Source organism: Leisingera sp. ABM4_103, from assembly GCF_056158685.1.
This window is the reverse complement of record NZ_JBSWTU010000005.1, coordinates 1,414,864-1,432,153: the sequence shown is the minus strand read 5'-3', so window position 1 is coordinate 1,432,153 and position 17,290 is coordinate 1,414,864. Positions and strand designations below refer to the sequence as shown.

General features: G+C 64.7%; 19 protein-coding genes and 2 riboswitches. Of the genes, 7 read left to right on the top strand and 12 right to left on the bottom strand.

The genetic code is table 11. The features are described 5' to 3' along the window. The first annotated feature begins 288 nt into the window (after positions 1–288). The gene (locus tag ACXAED_RS08435) at positions 289–726 is read left to right on the top strand and encodes a glyoxalase superfamily protein (protein WP_475048698.1); all 438 of its coding nucleotides are present in this window, start codon (positions 289–291) and stop codon (positions 724–726) included. Positions 727–811: 85 nt separating this feature from the next. Here ACXAED_RS08435 and ACXAED_RS08430 read toward each other — a convergent pair whose 3' ends face one another. The 4 genes from ACXAED_RS08430 to ACXAED_RS08415 all read right to left on the bottom strand — a co-directional run bounded on the left by ACXAED_RS08430 (position 812) and on the right by ACXAED_RS08415 (position 4,342). Next, entirely contained in the window at positions 812–1,600 is a 789-nt protein-coding gene (locus tag ACXAED_RS08430) for a cytochrome c1 (protein WP_475048696.1), read from the bottom strand. Between the two features lie 19 nt (positions 1,601–1,619). Further along, entirely contained in the window at positions 1,620–2,954 is a 1,335-nt protein-coding gene (gene petB, locus ACXAED_RS08425; RefSeq protein WP_475048693.1) for a cytochrome b, read from the bottom strand. A gap of 12 nt (positions 2,955–2,966) precedes the next feature. After that, complete coding sequence (gene petA / locus ACXAED_RS08420; RefSeq protein ID WP_475048691.1) at positions 2,967–3,527, bottom strand: ubiquinol-cytochrome c reductase iron-sulfur subunit; 561 nt, start codon at positions 3,525–3,527, stop codon at positions 2,967–2,969. A gap of 212 nt (positions 3,528–3,739) precedes the next feature. Continuing rightward, entirely contained in the window at positions 3,740–4,342 is a 603-nt protein-coding gene (locus ACXAED_RS08415; protein WP_475048690.1) for a glutathione S-transferase, read from the bottom strand. A 112-nt stretch (positions 4,343–4,454) separates the two neighbouring features. Here ACXAED_RS08415 and ACXAED_RS08410 point away from each other — a divergent pair, with 112 nt between their 5' ends. Together ACXAED_RS08410 and ACXAED_RS08405 are read left to right on the top strand one after the other, a co-directional pair. Next, a complete protein-coding gene (locus tag ACXAED_RS08410; RefSeq protein ID WP_475048688.1) occupies positions 4,455–4,751 on the top strand; it encodes an antibiotic biosynthesis monooxygenase family protein in 297 nt (98 codons plus the stop codon). Between the two features lie 51 nt (positions 4,752–4,802). Further along, positions 4,803–4,952, top strand: a riboswitch (FMN riboswitch). Positions 4,953–5,031: 79 nt separating this feature from the next. After that, a complete protein-coding gene (locus tag ACXAED_RS08405) occupies positions 5,032–5,469 on the top strand; it encodes a 6,7-dimethyl-8-ribityllumazine synthase (protein WP_475048687.1) in 438 nt (145 codons plus the stop codon). 67 nt (positions 5,470–5,536) lie between these two features. Here ACXAED_RS08405 and ACXAED_RS08400 read toward each other — a convergent pair whose 3' ends face one another. The 3 genes from ACXAED_RS08400 to thiB are packed head-to-tail and all read right to left on the bottom strand — an operon-like array spanning position 5,537 to position 8,725. Beyond that, positions 5,537–6,229, bottom strand: coding sequence for a thiamine ABC transporter ATP-binding protein (locus ACXAED_RS08400; protein WP_475048686.1), 693 nt, complete (start codon positions 6,227–6,229; stop codon positions 5,537–5,539). Beyond that, on the bottom strand, positions 6,216–7,772 hold the full coding sequence (locus ACXAED_RS08395; RefSeq protein ID WP_475048684.1) for a thiamine/thiamine pyrophosphate ABC transporter permease ThiP: 1,557 nt from the start codon (positions 7,770–7,772) through the stop codon (positions 6,216–6,218). Before ACXAED_RS08395 ends, ACXAED_RS08400 begins: the two co-directional genes overlap by 14 nt. Beyond that, a complete protein-coding gene (thiB, locus tag ACXAED_RS08390; protein ID WP_475048683.1) occupies positions 7,748–8,725 on the bottom strand; it encodes a thiamine ABC transporter substrate binding subunit in 978 nt (325 codons plus the stop codon). The genes ACXAED_RS08395 and thiB overlap by 25 nt, the downstream gene beginning before the upstream one ends. A 32-nt stretch (positions 8,726–8,757) precedes the next feature. Continuing rightward, positions 8,758–8,849: riboswitch (TPP riboswitch) on the bottom strand. 229 nt (positions 8,850–9,078) lie between these two features. On the opposite strand from thiB, the gene aroC reads away from it, so the two are divergent. Beyond that, positions 9,079–10,179, top strand: coding sequence for a chorismate synthase (aroC, locus tag ACXAED_RS08385; protein ID WP_475048680.1), 1,101 nt, complete (start codon positions 9,079–9,081; stop codon positions 10,177–10,179). Between the two features lie 65 nt (positions 10,180–10,244). Here the strand turns inward: aroC and ACXAED_RS08380 are convergent, their stop codons facing one another. Continuing rightward, complete coding sequence (locus ACXAED_RS08380; protein ID WP_475048678.1) at positions 10,245–10,661, bottom strand: MerR family transcriptional regulator; 417 nt, start codon at positions 10,659–10,661, stop codon at positions 10,245–10,247. A gap of 73 nt (positions 10,662–10,734) precedes the next feature. Between ACXAED_RS08380 and ACXAED_RS08375 the strand changes: the two genes are divergently transcribed. After that, positions 10,735–11,373, top strand: a complete 639-nt coding sequence (locus tag ACXAED_RS08375; protein ID WP_475048677.1) for a cation efflux transmembrane domain-containing protein — start codon at positions 10,735–10,737, stop codon at positions 11,371–11,373. Positions 11,374–11,465: 92 nt separating this feature from the next. On the opposite strand, the gene ACXAED_RS08370 is transcribed toward ACXAED_RS08375, so the two are convergent. Continuing rightward, positions 11,466–12,968, bottom strand: coding sequence for a malonate--CoA ligase (locus tag ACXAED_RS08370; RefSeq protein ID WP_475048674.1), 1,503 nt, complete (start codon positions 12,966–12,968; stop codon positions 11,466–11,468). Positions 12,969–13,062: 94 nt separating this feature from the next. On the opposite strand from ACXAED_RS08370, the gene ACXAED_RS08365 reads away from it, so the two are divergent. Then, positions 13,063–13,998, top strand: a complete 936-nt coding sequence (locus ACXAED_RS08365) for a DMT family transporter (RefSeq protein ID WP_475048673.1) — start codon at positions 13,063–13,065, stop codon at positions 13,996–13,998. Positions 13,999–14,053: 55 nt separating this feature from the next. On the opposite strand, the gene ACXAED_RS08360 is transcribed toward ACXAED_RS08365, so the two are convergent. Next, positions 14,054–14,758 carry an SDR family oxidoreductase gene (locus ACXAED_RS08360; RefSeq protein WP_475048672.1) on the bottom strand — a complete coding sequence of 235 codons (705 nt, stop codon included), beginning with the start codon at positions 14,756–14,758 and terminating at the stop codon, positions 14,054–14,056. Between the two features lie 96 nt (positions 14,759–14,854). Between ACXAED_RS08360 and ACXAED_RS08355 the strand changes: the two genes are divergently transcribed. Further along, positions 14,855–15,691 carry a LysR substrate-binding domain-containing protein gene (locus ACXAED_RS08355; protein ID WP_475048670.1) on the top strand — a complete coding sequence of 279 codons (837 nt, stop codon included), beginning with the start codon at positions 14,855–14,857 and terminating at the stop codon, positions 15,689–15,691. Positions 15,692–15,694: 3 nt separating this feature from the next. Here ACXAED_RS08355 and ACXAED_RS08350 read toward each other — a convergent pair whose 3' ends face one another. Together ACXAED_RS08350 and ACXAED_RS08345 are read right to left on the bottom strand one after the other, a co-directional pair. Continuing rightward, entirely contained in the window at positions 15,695–16,066 is a 372-nt protein-coding gene (locus ACXAED_RS08350) for an SPW repeat domain-containing protein (protein WP_475048667.1), read from the bottom strand. Positions 16,067–16,204: 138 nt separating this feature from the next. Then, on the bottom strand, positions 16,205–17,164 hold the full coding sequence (locus ACXAED_RS08345) for an AraC family transcriptional regulator (RefSeq protein WP_475048665.1): 960 nt from the start codon (positions 17,162–17,164) through the stop codon (positions 16,205–16,207). Positions 17,165–17,290 lie beyond the last annotated feature (126 nt).

Below are 17,290 nucleotides of genomic sequence, written 5' to 3'. Positions count from 1 at the left end.
GCCTTCCAGTCCGTCAAGCGTGTCACAGACAGGAAGCGAGGCGCAAGAGTTCCAGCGCGAGAGGAGTGGCGCCGACGCAACTGCCCCGGCAGGCCCAGTCTTTAAAGATTTGCGCCCCGGCACTGGCCACGCTATGACCTTGCCACGGTCCCGGATACCTGCCGCTCGCGGCCTCTGGCCATGGTGAAATCCGGATAAGGAGACTTCCTGACGCCTGGGTGCACGCCCGGACAGCAACGCGAGCCCTGTCTGCAACGGCAAATGCACCCTATTGCGAAAGGTACATCCATGCAGACACACTCTGCCCTTCCGGCCGTTCCGCAGCTCAAGGCCGAAGCACGCCTGCTGCGCAAGCATTCCGTGGCTCAGGGCCAGCCCATCAGCCATAGCACCGCACTGGAACGGATCGCCCAGTATTATGGCTTCCGCGACTGGAACACTCTCTCTGCGCGCGCGTCCAACACGCCGGAGCTTCAGGTCGGCATGCGGGTCGCAGGCCGCTACCTGGGACAGCCGTTCACCGGTTATGTCCACGGTCTCGCCGCTTGCGGCAGCAGCGGCCACCGGCGGGTCACGCTGCAGTTCGACGCGCCCGTCGATGTGGTCCAATTCGACAGCTTCTCATCCTGGCGCCACCGGGTGTCGGCAGTCATCAATGCAGACGACCGCTCGCCGCAGAAGACCTCAAACGGCCTCCCCCACCTGACGGTCAGCCCGCTGGCATAATCTGCCGGGCCGCGCCCTCAAGAAATAAAAACCCCCGCAGAACTCTGCGGGGGTTCCTTGTTTCAAGCTGTCAGCCAGCCAGGGATCACTCTTTGCCCTTAACCGGCGCCCACAGCTTCTTGTTGGTCAGATACAGCAGCACCGACAGCACGGTCAGGAACAGCACGCCGACAAAACCGGCCTGCTTGCGCGCCATCATCTTGGGCTCGGCGGTCCACATCAGGAAGGCCGCGACGTCCTGCGACATGGCTTCCACGTCGTTGGCGTGGCCGTCGGCGTATTCCACCTGCTCATCCGACAGCGGCGGCGCCATCGAGATCCAGCCGCCCGGGAAGGCCGTGTTCTCATAGAAGATGGTTCCAGCCTCTTCCTTTTCCTCACCGGTGTAACCTGCCAGCAGCGAGGCGATGTACTCGGCACCGCCCATGCCCTTGAACAGCTGGTTCAGACCCAGGCCGTAGGGGCCGTGGAAGCCCGCACGCGCCTTGGCCATCATGCTGAGGTCCGGGGCGCCGGCGTTGTTGTTCTCCGGGAAGTTATCGACCGGCTTGGCCGGGCGGTCTTCGTCCAGTGCCGGATCGTAGACGCTGAAGTTGTCAGCTGCGTAGGCGCGCACCTGATCTTCGGGCATCTGCGGGCCGCCTTCGTCCGACAGGGTGCGGATCGGCACCAGCTTCAGACCGTGGCAGGCTGCGCAGACTTCGGTGTAGACCTGCAGACCGCGCTGCAGCTGGTTGCGGTCATAGGTGCCGAACGGCCCCTCGAACGAGAAGTCGTAGTCGGTGATGTGCTGCTCGCCGCCGCCTGCTGCGAAAGACGCAGCAGGGATCAGGGCCAGAGCGAAGGCGGCACCGGTTGCCAGTTTCTTGAACATTGCTAGGTGTTCCTTCTTCTTACTCGGCAGGAGTGGCTTCAGCAGAAGATTTCTTGCCATAGTGGGCCTCGAAATCCTCTTCGATGGTCGCCGGTTGCGGCAGCGGCTTCTCGATCACGCCCAGCAGCGGCAGGATCACGAAGAAGTAGCCGAACCAATAGGCCGATGCGATCAGCGAGAACGATGCATAAGGCTCTTCCGCCGGCATCGCGCCCAGCCACATCAGGGCGAAGAAGTCGATCACCAGCAGCGCGAACCACCACTTGAACATCGGACGGTAGCGGCCCGAACGGACGCGCGAGGTGTCCAGCCAGGGCGCCAGGGCCATCGCCAGGATCGCGCCGAACATGGCGATCACGCCAAAGAACTTCGCATCCACGATGCCGCCGGTGATGAAGGATGCGAACTGCACAACCCAGACTTCCGAGGTGAAGGCACGCAGGATCGCGTAGAACGGCAGGAAGTACCATTCCGGAACGATGTGCGCGGGCGTCACCAGCGGGTTGGCTTCGATGTAGTTGTCCGGGTGGCCCAGGTAGTTCGGCATGAAGCCGACAATCGCCCAGAACACAACCAGCACCACGGCCAGGCCCAGGAAGTCCTTGATCACGAAGTACGGCCAGAACGGCAGGGTGTCTTTCTTGGCTTCTTCCTTGGAGCCCTTGCGGACATCAACGCCGGTCGGGTTGTTGTTGCCGGTGGTGTGGAAGGCCCAGATGTGCACGATCACCAGCGCTGCGATCACGAAGGGCAGCAGGTAGTGCAGCGAGAAGAAGCGGTTCAGGGTGGCGTTGTCCACCGCCGGTCCGCCCAAGAGCCAGGTCTGGATCGGTTCACCGATGAAGGGGATCGCGCCGAACAGGCCGGTGATCACGGTGGCGCCCCAGAAGGACATCTGACCCCACGGCAGCACGTAGCCCATGAAGGCAGTGCCCATCATCAGCAGGTAGATCAGCATGCCGACAATCCAGGTGATCTCGCGGGGCGCCTTGTAGGAGCCGTAGTACAGGCCGCGGAAGATGTGGATGTAGACAGCAACAAAGAACAGCGAAGCGCCGTTCATGTGAAGGTAGCGCAGCATATGGCCGCCGTTCACGTTGCGCATGATGTGCTCGACGGAGGCAAACGCCATATCGACATGCGGGGTGTAGTGCATCACCAGGACGATGCCGGTGACAATCTGCAGCGCCAGGCAGAACGCCAGGACGATGCCCCAGATCCACCACCAGTTCAGGTTCTTGGGGGTGGGGATCATGATGGTGTCATAGATCAGGCCGACGATGGGCAGGCGGCTGTGCAGCCACTTCTCTGCGCCTGTCTTCGGCTCGTAATGGTCGTGGGGAATACCGGACATGAGCGCGTTTCCTTATCCCAGCTTGATGGTGTTGGCGTCGGTGAACTCAGCCACCGGCACGTGCAGGTTCTCCGGCGCCGGACCTTTGCGGATGCGGCCTGCGGTGTCGTAGTGCGAGCCGTGGCAGGGGCAGAACCAGCCGTTGAATTCGCCGGCACCGTCGCCCAGCGGCACACAGCCGAGGTGGGTGCAAACACCCATCATCACCAGCCATTCGCCGGCGTCATCCATGGTGCGGTTCACGTCCGCCGCGTCGGTGCCCGGTTTGTTCGGGTTTTCCGACCGCGGGTCGATCAGGTCGGACAGCTCCACGGCACGGGCGGCCTCGATCTCTTCCTGGGTGCGGCGGCGGATGAACACCGGCTTGCCCAGGAACATGACCGAAATCTGCGTGCCTACTTCCACGCCGCTGACATCGACCAGGATCGAGGACAGCGCTTTAACGTCGGCGGAGGGGTTCATCTGGTTGACCAGGGGCCATACGGCGGCACCCGCGGTCACTGCCCCGGCGCCGGCAGTGGCGTAGTAGAGGAAATCTCTCCGGGTTCCTTCGTGGTCTTCTGCGTGGGACACGAGGTTTTCTCCAATTCCAGCGCCCGTTTAGGGCAAACATGCGCATGCACCGCGATTGCTCGCAGTGACTCTGGCGCGTGTCTAGCGGGGAGAGAGCCGTTCGTCCAGCGGTCATGGGCGCGCAGAAAGCCGCAGAAGGCAATTCTGTCACGCCTGTGTGACAGTGCCGCACCCATATCGTTGCGGCACCCGTCCGTTTCAAGAGGCTGGGCTCACGCCGCAGGCGGTTTTGTCGCCTGCATCGACGGGCGCGATTCGAACTCGGAAAACCACTCAGCCAGCGCCTCGTTGCCCTGGCGCCAGTTTGTATCCGGGTGGCGGAAGTCCACATAGGCCAGCGCGCAGGCCACCGCGATCTGTCCGATATCCAACGGCCCCCGCAGATGACTCATCCATCGCGCATTCAGCGCCGCGCAGCCGCCCAGAACCTTGCTCTGCTGTGCGTCCAGCCAGCCGTCCCACTGCTTTTCTTCTGGGCGCAGCCGTTTTTCATAGGACATCAGCACGGCCGCATCCATGATCCCGTCAGCGGTTGCTTCCAGCACCTTGCTGTCCCAGCCGCGGCCATACAGCTTGCCGCCCGCGCGCTCGTCCAGATAGGCGCAGATCACCCGGCTGTCATACAGCGCCGGCCCGTCATTGCGCTCCAGCGCCGGGATCTTGGCCAGCGGGTTGCTGGCCTTCACATCCGGGCTGGGCTTCAAGGGCGTGGTAGTGACATCAAAGATTTCAACATCGTCCGCCTGCCCGGTTTCATGCAGCAACACAACGACCTTGCGGGCAAAGGGTGATGCTTGGGAATAGGTGAGCCTCATGGAAAATCCTCCGCTGTTTGGCCGCAGCCTAATGCAAGCGGGCCTGAGGGGAAGGGGCAATCACCGCACTGTGTTAAACTGGGTCTGTGTAACAAGTGGCAGGAGACCCCCAATGATCATGCGAATATTCCAGGTTGTCATCCGTCCGGGCAAGGAAGCCGAGTTCAGCAAGTTCTTCCATGAAACAGCAATCCCGCTGATGAAAGGCACCGACGGCATCGTCTCTGTCCTGCCCGGCGCGCCGCGCGCCGGAACCCCGCGAGAATTCAGCTTTGTCATGGTCTGGAAGGACCTGGCCTCCCTCAAGGCCTTCGTGGGCGAGGATTACACCAGCCCGCACATCGACCCCGCCGAGGCTGAGCTGGTCGAGTCGCGCACCATCAAGCACTACGACTTGGTCGAGACCTGACACCGTGCCGCAATTCCCGCTTGCAGAAATCCCCGCCGCTTGCCACAGTCCCGGCGTTCTCAGGGCGGGGCGGAATTCCCCACCGGCGGTAAGCGGGCACGTCCCGCAAGCCCGCGAGCGGCTTCCGAGGTTTCGGAAGTGTCAGCAGATCTGGTGCAACTCCAGAGCCGACGGTCACAGTCCGGATGGAAGAGAACGTGCAGAAGGGCGGCGCCAGGCGTACGCCCGTCTGTTCGTGATCGCCTTGGGTGACGTGTCAGACACACAAGGAGATTACGACATGACACACACCCGCTACGCCTTCATCAAGGCGCAATGGCACGCAGATATTGTCGACCGCGCGCTGGAAGGCTTCCTCCAGCTGATCCCGGCGGATCAGGTCGACGTGTTCGACGCCCCCGGAGCCTTCGAGATGCCGCTGCTGGCACAGGAGCTGGCCAGGACCGGCAAATACGCCGCCGTCGCCTGCGCTGCGCTAGTCGTCGACGGTGGCATCTACCGGCATGACTTTGTGGCCCAGGCCGTGGTCGACGGTCTGATGCGCGCCAGCATGGACACCGGGGTGCCGGTGCTTTCGGTCTCGCTGACCCCGCATCAGTATCAGGAGACGGAGCATCACAACGCGATCTACCGCGCGCACTTCGTGCAGAAAGGCAACGAAGCCGCCAGTGCCGCATTGATGATCACCAAAACGCGGGAAACGGCGCGGGCCGCATAAAACAGAGGCCTGCGCCCGCCCGGGAGCAGGCGGGCGCAGGCCTGGCCACAAGCGGCCCGGCCAAAGACTACCCCAAATACGCCTTCAGGGCAGGCGGCGGGTTATCCAGCAGCTCCGCCGTCGCTCTCGGCGGATAAGCCCTGCCCTCCGCCACCAGCACCACCTGATCGGCAATCCGGCGCGCGTCATTGGGATCGTGACTGACCATCAGCACTGTCGCGCCGTTCTCGCGCGCCAGCTCCGCGACCAGGTCCAGCATCTCCGTCTTCAGGGCCGGCCCCAACGCCGCAAAGGGCTCATCCAGCAGCAGAATATCGCGCCCCTGCACCAGCACCCGCGCCAAGGCCACCCGGCTCTGCTGGCCGCCCGACAGCGCCGCTGGCTTGCGCGCGCCCATGCCGCCAAGCCCGACCCGTTCCAAGGCCGCGTCCACCCGGCTCCACTCCGTCTGGCTCAGCCGCAGGTTCGCATGCAGCCCCAAGCCCACATTCTGCGCCACAGTCATATGCGGGAACAGGTTGCCGTCTTGAAACAGCATCGCCACCGGACGCTTGCCCGGCGGCCTGTGCGTCAGGTCCGACCCGTTCCACGAAATCCGCCCGCGGGTGACCGGCAGAAAACCGGCAACCGCCTCCACCAGCGTGGACTTCCCGGCACCGGACGGGCCGATCACCGCCACGCAAGCGCCGGGGCTGATCTCCAGGTCCGCCTCCACCGCGTAATCGCCGTTCATGATCCGGCAGGTCTCAAGCCTCAGCATGCCAGCGTCCCCCGCGGTCCAAGATCCAGAATGCCCCCATCGACAGAATCAGCAAGAGCAGCGCCGCAGCCGCAGCCGCTTCCATCCGGTAGGCCCCCATCAAGCGGTAGATCTGCAGCGGCAGCGTCGCGAAGTCCGGATCTGCAAACAGCGCCACCACCCCCAGATCGCCCATCGACAGCGCAGCCGCCAGCCCGGCGGCAAACCCCGTCTGCGCCCGCATCCGCGGCAGGTAGACCCGCCGGACAAAAGCCCAGCCCCGCATGTCCAGCGACAGCGACAGGCGGCCATAACGCGCCAGCACCTCGCGCGCCCGCGGCACTAGGATCCGCATCGCGAAAGGCAGCGCCATCACCGCATTGACCATCGCCGTCACCGGCAGCGCCAGCGCAAACGGATCGGCTATGGGGTAGATCAGAATGAACAGCCCGGTGCCGATCACCAGCGGTGAGGCCGCAAGCCCCAGGATACCGGACAGCTCGGTCACGCCGTTCCGCCCCGCCGCCACGGCGGCGGCCATCGGCAGGGCCAGCAGCAGCAGGATCACGGTGCTGAGCGCAGCCACCAGAATGGAGGTCCCGGCAGCCTGCCAGGCCGTGCCTTTCAAGCCCGCCAGCCCCGGCAGCCCGGCCAGCACAATTGCCGTCAGCGGCAGCAGCAGAAAGGCAGCGGACAGCACAATCCAAAAGCCATCCAGGCCGCGCGCCGAGGCGCTCTGCCCGTCCCAGCGCCGCACCACGCGGTCCAGCCCGGCACCAAAACCCTCACCCGCCGAAACCCGCAGCGCCACCATCGCGGCGGCGCCTGTCAGCAGTAGCTGCAGGCCCGACAACAGCGCCGCCCGGCCCAGGTCGAAATCAAACCGGAACGCCTGATAGATTGCCAGCTCAATCGTGGTGGCCCGGGGGCCGCCCCCCAAGGTCAGCGCCACCGCAAAGCTCGACAAGCAAATGGCAAAGACCACCGCCAGCGCCCCCGGCGCCACCCGCCGCAGCATCGGCCCTTCCAGCAGCCGCCACATCGCCAGCGGCCCGGCATCGAGCTGCGCCGCCAGGCGGAAGCGTTCGGCGGGGATCTCCTGCCAGCCTTGCAGGATCAGCCGGGTCGCCAGCGGCAGGTTGAAAAACACATGCGCCAGCACCACCCCGTGCAGGCCGTAGATCTGAACAGGCTCTAACCCGAGGGAAATCAGCCCCTGGCTCAACCAGCCAGCGCGGCCAAAGACCGCCAACAGGCCAAGAATGGCAACAATCACCGGCAGGATGAACGGCGCGCCCAACAGGGCAATCAACAGGCTCCGCCCCGGAAACCGCCGCCGCGCCAGCGCGCGGGCGACGGGAACGGCAAGGCCGACGCTCAAGAGCGCCGACAGGCTTGCCTGTGTCAGCGTGAACCGCAGCGCGGCCCAGTCACTGGCGCCAAACCCGCTGCCGGCCTCCGCCCTGAGGGCCACAGCCCCCAGCGTCCCCAAGATCAGCGCAGCCACCAGCAGGGCTGCGCTGATCCCGGGAAAGGCGCTTACTGGCTGAGCGCGTCCAGCCATTCGCCCAGCGCCGCATCACGGACCTCAGCCGCTTCAGACTCGCTCAGCAGCAGCGATTTCTCCGGCGCGATCAGGGTGTCGAATCCTTCCGGCAGACCCGCCGCCGGTGTCACCGCCGGATACATCCAGTTGGTGGTCGGGATGACCGACTGGAACGCGTCCGACACCATGAAGGCCAGAAACTGGTCCGCCAGCTCCGGCTGGTCGCTGTTTGCCAGCTTGCCGGCAACTTCCACCTGCATGTAATGGCCCTCATCAAAGGCCGCCGCCGCCTTGGAGCCATCTTCCTCCGCAATCAGGTGATACGCAGGCGAGGTGGTGTAGGAGAGAACCATGTCAGCCTCGCCCTCCAGGAACATGCCATAGGCCTCGGACCAGCCCTTGGTCACGGTCACGACATTGTCGGAAAGACCCTTCCAGATCTCCGGCGCCTCATCGCCATAGGCCGCCTTCACCCACAGCAGCAGGCCCAGCCCGGGGGTCGAGGAGCGCGGGTCCTGGATCACGATCTTCTTGTCGCTGGCGGCCAGCGCCTTGAAATCCGCAGGCGCCGCGGCGTCAGCGTTATGGACAAAGGCAAAGTAGCCCCAGTCATAGGGCACAAAGGTCGCGTCGTTCCATTCAACCGGCAGCGCGTAATCGGCGCTGACCGAATGCTCGGCAAACAAGCCGGTTTCCTTGGCCGCCGAGGTCAGGTTGGTGTCGAGGCCCAGCACGACGTCAGCGTCCGAGCGTTCGCCCTCCAGCTTGACCCGCGCCAGCAGCGCCGCGCCGTCGCCCGCGCCGACCAGCTTCAGGTCGCAGCCGCAGACCTCTTCAAAGGCTTTCTCCACCGCCGGGCCCGGGCCCCAGTCGGAAACAAAGCTGTCATAGGTGTAAACGACCAGTTCGGGCGTGTCGGCAAACGCTGCCGAGGCGCCGAGCAGTCCCGCTGCAAATGCAAGATGTTTCATGCCATCCTCCTTTGCGGCTTTGGGCAAGGGTGGAGGCTGTCCAGTACCTTCCCTCCGCCGGTGTGATCCGGTTCAGGTTCAACGGGTGTCATCTCAGCGCCAAGGCGCACCCCGAGGTGGCGCGGACATTAGACCCAGGATGCAGCAATAACAAGCCAAAGCGCCGTCAGGACCTATGCTCCGGGCAAACTGGACCGCCCGCAACCGGGATCCCCTGTTCTTCTGGCTGAAAATATCCCGGGGTAGCCGCCGCAGGCGGCGGGGGCAGCGCCCCTGCCCGGTTTGCCGCACAGGAAACCTCTTGAGAGACAGGCCCCCGCCCGCTAAGCACGGCCCAAAGGAGACCGCGCCGCATGTCGATGAACAGCTTTGGACACCTCTTCCGCGTCACCACCTGGGGCGAGAGCCACGGACCCGCGCTAGGCGCCACCGTCGACGGCTGCCCGCCGAATGTGCCGCTGGAACCGGAAATGCTGCAGCAGTGGCTCGACAAGCGCCGCCCCGGCCAGAACAAGAACACCACCCAGCGCAACGAGCCCGACGCGGTCAAGATCCTGTCCGGCGTGTTCGAGGGCAAATCGACCGGCACCCCGATCCAGCTGATGATCGAAAACACCGACCAGCGCTCCAAGGACTACGGCGAGATTTCCCAGACCTTCCGCCCGGGCCACGCCGACATCACCTATTTCCAGAAATACGGCAACCGCGACTACCGCGGCGGCGGCCGGTCCTCTGCCCGCGAAACCGCAGCGCGGGTTGCGGCCGGCGGTGTTGCACGTGAAGCAATCAAGGCGCTGGTGCCGGGGCTGGAGATCAAGGGCTACATGACCCAAATGGGTGAGCTGGAGATCGACCGCAGCCGGTTTGACTGGGACGCGATTGAACAGAATGATTTCTGGATCCCCGACGCAGGCGCGGTTCAGGAGTGGGAAGACTACCTGCAAGCCCTGCGCAAGGCGCATGACTCGGTTGGCGCCGTGGTCGAGGTGGTGGCACGCGGCGTTCCCGCCGGCATCGGCGCGCCGGTGTATGGCAAGCTCGACACCGATCTGGCCGCCGCGATGATGTCGATCAACGCCGTGAAGGGCGTCGAGATCGGCGAGGGCATGAACGCCGCGCGCCTGAAGGGCTCGGAAAACGCTGACGAGATCTTCATGGGCGCAAACGGCCCCGAATACTCCTCCAACCACGCCGGCGGCATCCTCGGCGGCATCTCCACCGGGCAGGATGTGGTGGTGCGTTTTGCGGTGAAGCCGACGTCCTCGATCCTCACCCCGCGCAAGTCGATCCGCAAGGACGGCTCCGCCACCGAGGTGATCACCAAGGGCCGCCACGACCCCTGCGTCGGCATCCGCGCGGTGCCGGTGGCGGAGGCAATGATGGCCTGCGTGATCCTGGACCACCTGCTGCTGCACCGCGGTCAGATCGGCGAAAACCAGGGCCGCATCGGCTAAAGATCAGGCTCTAACAAAGGAGTTTGCCCGAGTGCAGTTCGGGCAATTCCTCTCAGCCTGCGTCCTCAATCATGCTCACTTGCGCATTGGCTGTGATCGCCCAGCGCGGTCAGCACCTTGCAGCAGCCGCCATTGCCGCCGTCGCACAGGTGGCTGATCCGCTCCAGTTCCGCGGCCAGGCGCTCCAGCCTCGCAATCCGCGCGCGCACGTTCCGCAGCTGGCTGCGGGCGAGCCGGTCGGCCTCGGCGCAATCATCGCCCAGCTGCCCGTCCAGCCCCATCAGCGCCTTGATGTCCTCCAGCGAAAAGCCAAGGTCCCGGGCGTGCTTGATGAAGCCCAGCGCCTGCATGCCGTCCTGCCCGTAGCGGCGCTGGTTGCCGGCATTGCGGCCCGGTTCCGGCAGCAGGCCGATCTCCTCGTAATAGCGGATGGTCGGAACCTTCACGCCGGTGGCCTTGGACAGCTGACCGATGGAAAACATCGCAATGACCTCTTGATGCTCTAGTGACTAGAGGCCCTAAATTGATCTCGAATCAGGGATGAGGACAAGAGCAATGGCAGGCTGCTGCAATCATGAGGCCCGGTTTGACGGGGTATCGGCGGACTACAAACGCAGGCTTTGGCTGGTGATCGCCATCAACGCCGGCATGTTCGCGGTGGAAATGGGCGCGGGCCAGCTGTCCGGCAGCCAGGCGCTGAAGGCGGACGCCTTGGACTTTCTGGGCGATGCGCTGACCTATGGCATCTCGCTGGCGGTGATCGGCGCCACCCTGCGCACCCGCGCGCTGGCGGCACTCGGCAAGGGAATCAGCCTCCTGCTGATGGGACTCTGGGTGTTCGGCTCCACGATCTATCAGGTGTTTTACGTCGGCGTGCCGCAGGCCCATATCATGGGGGTGATCGGCTTCATGGCGCTGGCGGCCAACCTGATCTCGGTGCTGCTCTTGGCACGCTACAAGGACGGCGACGCCAATGTGCGCTCGGTCTGGCTGTGCTCGCGCAATGACGCCATCGGTAACGTAGCGGTGATGATCGCGGCGCTTGGCGTCTGGGGCACCGCTACCGGCTGGCCCGACCTCATTGTGGCCGGGATCATGGGCGGGCTGTTCCTGAACTCCGCCTTCCAGATCCTGGTGCAGGCGGTGCGGGAATGGCGCGAGGAAGAGGCGCATACGGCAGCGCACTCGTCTTAAGACTTGAGGGCTGCGCCTGTCTGGGCGGGCGCGAATGCGCCTGCCGTGGGCAGGCAGGCGCAGCCCGGCCTATCGGCCGGGCGGATCAGGTACTAACCAAACAGCTCTGCGAATTCCTCACGCAGGGCTTTCTTCTGCACCTTTCCCATGGTGTTGCGCGGCAGCGCGTCCAGCAGGAGGATCTCCTTGGGCTGCTTGAACTTGGCCAATTGCCCGGACAGCGCCGCCTTGATCGCCGCCGCGCTGGTGCCCTCACCCTCCGGCACCACCACGGCCACCACACCCTCGCCAAAGTCTGGATGCGGCACCCCGATCACCGCGCTTTCCAGCACGCCAGGCAGGTCGTCGATCAGGCTCTCCACTTCCTTGGGGTAGACGTTGAAGCCGCCGGTGATGATCAGATCTTTCTCGCGCCCGACAATGGTGACATAGCCATCGGCATCAACCTTCGCCATGTCGCCGGTGATGAACCATCCGTCCGGCTGCAGCTCCTCCGCCGTCTTTTCGGGCATCTGCCAATAGCCCTGAAACACGTTCGGCCCGCGCACCTCCAGCACACCGATCTCTCCGGCGGGCACCTCAGCTCCGTCCCGGATCACCCGTGCCGCCACCCCAGGCAGCGGGAAACCGACAGTGCCGGCCCGGCGCTCTCCGTCATAGGGGTTCGACGTGCTCATGTTGGTTTCGGTCATCCCGTAGCGTTCCAGGATGCGGTGGCCGGTGCGGGCCTCCCACTGCTCGTGGGTGTCCACCAGCAACGGTGCGGAGCCGGAGATGAAAAGCCGCATATTTGCAGCGCGCTCCGGCGTCAGCCGGTCATCCGCCAGCAGCCGGGTATAGAACGTCGGCACCCCCATCAGCGCCGTGGCGTTGGGCATCGCCTCAAGAATGGCATCGGCATCGAACCCCGGCAGAAACACCGCCTGGCTACCCGCAAACAGCGCCACATTGGTCGCCACAAACAGCCCGTGGGTGTGGAAGATCGGCAGCGCATGGATCAGCACGTCGTCCTTGGTGAACCGCCAGTAATCCCGCAGGGTCAGCGAATTGGAGGCAAGGTTATCATGGCTCAGCATAGCACCCTTGGAGCGGCCGGTGGTGCCTGAGGTGTAGAGAATCGCCGCAAGATCATCCGCCTGCCGGGCCATCGGATCAAAGCCGCCCTGCCCGTCCGCCAGATCCCGCAAGCTGCCCTGCCCCGCCGCATCCAGTGTCAGCACCTTGGCCTCCCCGGAGACCGCGCTGATCTCCTCCCGCCGTGCAGGATCGCAGACCACCACCCGGGGCGTTGCATCGCCGACGAAATAGGCGACCTCCGGCCCGGTATAAGCAGTGTTCAAGGGCAGAAAGATGCCGCCCGCCATCACCGTACCCAGGTAAAGCTCAATCGCCTGGATGGTTTTCTGAACCTGCACCGCCACCCGGTCCCCCGGCTGCACCCCCTGGCCCGCTAGCGCCGCCGCCATCCGCTCCGCCCCGGCAAACAGCGCGCCAAAGGTAACCGTGCCGCCACCGGGAAGCCTGGCAAAGACATCGTCCTCCCGCCCCAGGGACGACACGTGCAGCTGGCGGATCAGGTGGTTGGCGTCATACATCGGCGGCTCCTTCATCTGTCGGCGCCATTTGCGCGCCCCCGCGTGCCGAAATCAAGCCATTGATCTTTGCGGCGCTTGGGCGCAGGGTCGCGCCATGGCGGAATCCTTAACATCGCATCGGCCTGTTCTGGCGGTCCTGCTGAAAGTGACCGCAATTGCGCTGTTCACCGCGCTGTCCGGGATCATCAAGGCCACCTCCGAAACCGTGCCGGCGGGAGAGGCCGTGTTCTTCCGCTCCTTCTTTGCTATCCCGGTCATCGTCGCCTGGCTCGTCGCGCGCGGAGAGCTGCGGCACGGCCTGATCACCAAAAAGCCAATGTTTCACGTGTGGCGCGGGCTGGTCGGCACCTCGGCGATGGGGATGACTTTCATGGGGCTGGCGCTGCTGCCGCTGCCTGAGGTCACCGCCATCGGATACGCCACCCCGATCTTCACGCTGATTCTGGCAGCGCTGTTCCTGGGCGAGACCATCCGCATGGTAAGGATCAGCGCTGTGGCCATCGGCCTGCTGGGTGTGCTGATCATGATCTGGCCCCGCCTTGGCGGCGATCTGGAGGATGGCGCCATGCTGGGGGTGCTGCTGGTGGTCGCCGCCACCGTCGCCCGCGGCTTCGTGCAAATCCACATCCGCCGCATGGTGCAGTCGGAGCATACCGCGGCCATCGTGTTCTACTTCTCGCTGACCGCCTCCGGCCTCGCGCTGCTGACCGCGCCCTTTGGCTGGGTGATGCCGGATGCGCAAACCGCCGCGCTGCTGGTCAGCGCCGGGCTGGTGGGCGGGGTGGCGCAGATCCTGGTCACCTCCTCCTACCGCTTTGCTCCGGCCTCGATGCTGGCGCCCTACGATTACGCTTCGATGATATTTGCCATCGTCATCGGCTACGTCTGGTTCGATGAGTGGCCGACGCTGGTTATGCTGGCAGGCGCAGCGCTGGTCATCGCCGGCAATGTGCTGGTGATCTGGCGCGAGCACCGGCTGGGCCTGCAGCGCGGCAAGGCCAAGCCGATGATAGACCCCAAGGGTGGATAACAGGCTCTAACAAGGGGTTTTGCGCCAGTTGAGCCTGTGCCCCAGGCAGCCCGTCTCAGATTGCACGGGTCAGTCCTCCGTCAACGCGGATGTTCTGTCCGGTGGTATAGGCCGCATCATCCGAGGCCAGATAGGCAATCAGCGCCGACACTTCACGAGCAGCGCCATAGCGGCCCATCGGGATCCGCGCCTTGCGGTCCTCAGTCTCCGGCAGGCTGTCGATAAAGCCCGGCAGCACGTTGTTCATCCGCACGCCCTGGCCTGCAAACTTGTCTGCAAACAGCTTGGTAAAGCTCGCCAGCCCGGCCCGGAACACGCCGGAGGTAGGGAACAGCGGATCCGGCTCAAACACCGCAAAGGTGGAGATATTGATGATCGACCCCTTGCCCTGCGCCGCCATGATCGGCGCCACCAGCCGTGCCGGACGGATCACGTTCATCAGGTAGTATTCCATCCCCTGATGCCAGTCATCGTCGCTGATCTCCATGATATCGCCCTTGGGCCCGTGGCCCGCGGAATTGACCAGAACATCAATCCGCCCCCAGCGATCCATCGCCTTGTCCACCAGCGCCTGCAGATCGCCTTGCTCCAGGTTGGAGCCGGTGTGGCCTACCCCGCCCAGCTCCTGCGCCAGGGCCTCTCCCTTGCCGGAGGAGGAGAGGATCGCAACCTCATACCCCTGCGAATGAAGATGGCGGGCAGCATCCGCGCCCATGCCGCTGCCCGCGGCGGTGAAGAGAGCAACCTTGGTCATATCCATACTCCTTTGCTTGCCTCCAAGATGGCCGTTGCAGCCGCGCTTGACCAATCATGTCTCATCACGCCAGACTGTAGGAAATCTACTGGCTGAGACCCGATGCGCCTTCCCAACCTCAACGCCCTGCGGATGTTCGACGCTGCCGCCCGCCACCTGAACTTCGGCCGCGCGGCGGAGGAGCTGCACCTGACCCAAGGTGCGGTGGCGCAGCAGGTGCGGCGGCTTGAGGCGGATCTGGGACACAAGCTGTTCCACCGCCACGCCCGCGGGCTGACACTGACTGACACCGGGCGCAGCTACCATGCGCCGGTGCAACAGGCCCTGACGCTGATCCGGGAGGCGACTGACAAGCTGGCCCCGGCTGTACAGCGGGTGACGCTGTCGGTGCCGCCCTCCTTTGCCGCCAAATGGCTGGTGCCCCGGCTGCCGGAATTCGAGGCGCGGCACCCGGACATCGACCTGCGGGTGGTCGCCGAGGAAAACCTGACAAATTTCAAGCGCGACGGCATCGACATTGCCATCCGCCAGGGCAGCAAACCGCAGGAAAGCAGTTTGAACTCCGCCCTCCTGTCGCTGGTGGATCTGGTGGCCGTGGCCAGGCCGGATTCGGCTCTAACACAGGAAAAAGTTCTGGAATTGGCTGATCTCGCCCAGCATACGCTGATCCAGGACGGGCACCGGCACTGGGACCATCTGCTGCGGCAGGAGGGGCTCACCGCCAAGGGCCGGGTCCTGCAATTCAACCAGACCGCACTGGCGATGGATGCTGCGATGAACGGCCAGGGGATTGCCCTGGTACCGCGCATTTTCCTGGGCGGCCAGCCGCTGGAAATCCTGTGGCAGGCACCGCGCCTGGGAGACCAGGGGTTCTATGTGCTTTGGCCCAGCGCACAGGGCCGGGCCAAGACAGTGGTGGACTGGCTCTTGCGCCAATAACGGTCAGGCAGAGGCTTCCTCGGCCTCTTCCGGCGCGGTGAGCGAGATCACCGCAACCACCGCAGCCCCATTCAGCAAGTAGAAGGCAGAATCAAGCCCGGCAAAGCCGAAGAGAAAAGGGGCTGCCAGAAAGGTGATCCCGACAATCAGGTCAACGGTCAGGTGCAGCTTGTAGGGCAGCACCCGGATCAGGCCGAGGTGATGGTCGGTCAGCACCGTCAGCACCAAGGCGGCGATGCCGGTTGCCACCGACAGCCACAGCGCCAGCGGATTGCTTTCGCCGAGACCCAGCAGAAACGGCAGCCCCATCAGGGCGACGGCCACGGGATAGTCGAGATAGGCATGGATGGTACGGGTCACGAAACGCAGGGGCATGGCTCAGGTCCTTGTTACTGAGGTGTCTTGGCCGCTGAAACGGCTCTGCCCCCAGATTGGCCCAGTCATCCCGGACGGTGAATTTCAGATCCTCCCGCAAACTATGCAGATCGTCCAAACTGCGGACGCCTCAGCAAGTCAGGCCGCTGCATGCTGCTGCCGGTAGGCCGCAGGCGACATGCCCACCTGTTTTCGGAACACGCGCGAGAACGCCGCCTCGGACGCGTAGCCGGCAATCTCCGCCGCATCGGCCACGTTCAGCCCCTGCTCCGCCAGCCCCTGACAGGCGATCTGCATCCGCCAGCTGGTCAGGTATTGCATCGGCGTCACCTCCATCTTGGCGGTGAACTCCTGGGCAAAGGCGGTGCGCGACATCCCGGCCTCGCGCGCCAGCCCTTCCACGCTCCACTCCCTGGCAGGCGCCTGGTGAAACGCCGTCAGCGCCCGCGAGATGCGCGGGTCGGCAAACCCAGCCAGCGCCGATCCGCTGGGGCTCTGATGCTCCAGATAGGCGCGGATCGCCTGTGCAAACAGCACCTCGGACAGCTTCAGCGCAATCAGATCGCCGCCGATGCGGGCACCCTGCACCTCGGAGCCGATCATCCGCAGCGTCGCCTCGATCCAGGCCCCGGCAGCCTCGCCGTAGTTCTCGATCACGATATGGGGCGGCAGCCGGTCGATCAGCATATGCCCGGCACCGCGCCGCCCCGGCATCGCGGCAAAGGAGAAATGGCCGCAGATCAGCCGGGTATCGCGCACCTCCTCCGCGCCGCCATAGACCAGCACCCCGCCGCCGTCATAGCCCGCCTCCTGCAGCACCTGCTCCAACGGCAGCGCCTCCAGCGGCTGCACCTCGTTGCACAGCAGCATATGCGCCGCGCCATGCGGGATCAGCACCAAATCGCCCTGCTTCAGCCGCAGCGTCTCGCCGCTCGCCGGCACATGCACATTCAGCTCGCCGCGCTGAACGAAGTGGAACCGCGCTACGTTTTCGTAATCCGGCACTTGGATTCCGAACGGCGGGGTGAAGGAGGTGCGGAAATAAAGCGTCCCCCTGAGGGACAGCCGGGTGAGGATATCGCTGAGCAGATCCAACATGGCCTTGATGTTAGGCGTCTGGCACCCGCCGTCCATGGTCCCGGACGATCTGCAAGGGAATGTGAACGCTCAGGCAAAGCCTCGCCACAGCCGCAGGAACGGCGCAGCCTAGCGGCAATGCTCCTG

Bases quoted from the DNA above. Each gene is read 5' to 3' on its own strand.
- ACXAED_RS08435 (WP_475048698.1), top strand. From the start codon at position 289: ATGCAGACACACTCTGCCCTTCCGGCCGTTCCGCAGCTCAAGGCCGAA.
- ACXAED_RS08430 (WP_475048696.1), bottom strand. From the start codon at position 1,600: ATGTTCAAGAAACTGGCAACCGGTGCCGCCTTCGCTCTGGCCCTGATC.
- petB (WP_475048693.1), bottom strand. From the start codon at position 2,954: ATGTCCGGTATTCCCCACGACCATTACGAGCCGAAGACAGGCGCAGAG.
- ACXAED_RS08415 (WP_475048690.1), bottom strand. From the start codon at position 4,342: ATGAGGCTCACCTATTCCCAAGCATCACCCTTTGCCCGCAAGGTCGTT.
- ACXAED_RS08410 (WP_475048688.1), top strand. From the start codon at position 4,455: ATGATCATGCGAATATTCCAGGTTGTCATCCGTCCGGGCAAGGAAGCC.
- ACXAED_RS08405 (WP_475048687.1), top strand. From the start codon at position 5,032: ATGACACACACCCGCTACGCCTTCATCAAGGCGCAATGGCACGCAGAT.
- ACXAED_RS08400 (WP_475048686.1), bottom strand. From the start codon at position 6,229: ATGCTGAGGCTTGAGACCTGCCGGATCATGAACGGCGATTACGCGGTG.
- ACXAED_RS08395 (WP_475048684.1), bottom strand. From the start codon at position 7,772: ATGGCTGGACGCGCTCAGCCAGTAAGCGCCTTTCCCGGGATCAGCGCA.
- thiB (WP_475048683.1), bottom strand. From the start codon at position 8,725: ATGAAACATCTTGCATTTGCAGCGGGACTGCTCGGCGCCTCGGCAGCG.
- aroC (WP_475048680.1), top strand. From the start codon at position 9,079: ATGTCGATGAACAGCTTTGGACACCTCTTCCGCGTCACCACCTGGGGC.
- ACXAED_RS08380 (WP_475048678.1), bottom strand. From the start codon at position 10,661: ATGTTTTCCATCGGTCAGCTGTCCAAGGCCACCGGCGTGAAGGTTCCG.
- ACXAED_RS08375 (WP_475048677.1), top strand. From the start codon at position 10,735: ATGGCAGGCTGCTGCAATCATGAGGCCCGGTTTGACGGGGTATCGGCG.
- ACXAED_RS08370 (WP_475048674.1), bottom strand. From the start codon at position 12,968: ATGTATGACGCCAACCACCTGATCCGCCAGCTGCACGTGTCGTCCCTG.
- ACXAED_RS08365 (WP_475048673.1), top strand. From the start codon at position 13,063: ATGGCGGAATCCTTAACATCGCATCGGCCTGTTCTGGCGGTCCTGCTG.
- ACXAED_RS08360 (WP_475048672.1), bottom strand. From the start codon at position 14,758: ATGGATATGACCAAGGTTGCTCTCTTCACCGCCGCGGGCAGCGGCATG.
- ACXAED_RS08355 (WP_475048670.1), top strand. From the start codon at position 14,855: ATGCGCCTTCCCAACCTCAACGCCCTGCGGATGTTCGACGCTGCCGCC.
- ACXAED_RS08350 (WP_475048667.1), bottom strand. From the start codon at position 16,066: ATGCCCCTGCGTTTCGTGACCCGTACCATCCATGCCTATCTCGACTAT.
- ACXAED_RS08345 (WP_475048665.1), bottom strand. From the start codon at position 17,164: ATGTTGGATCTGCTCAGCGATATCCTCACCCGGCTGTCCCTCAGGGGG.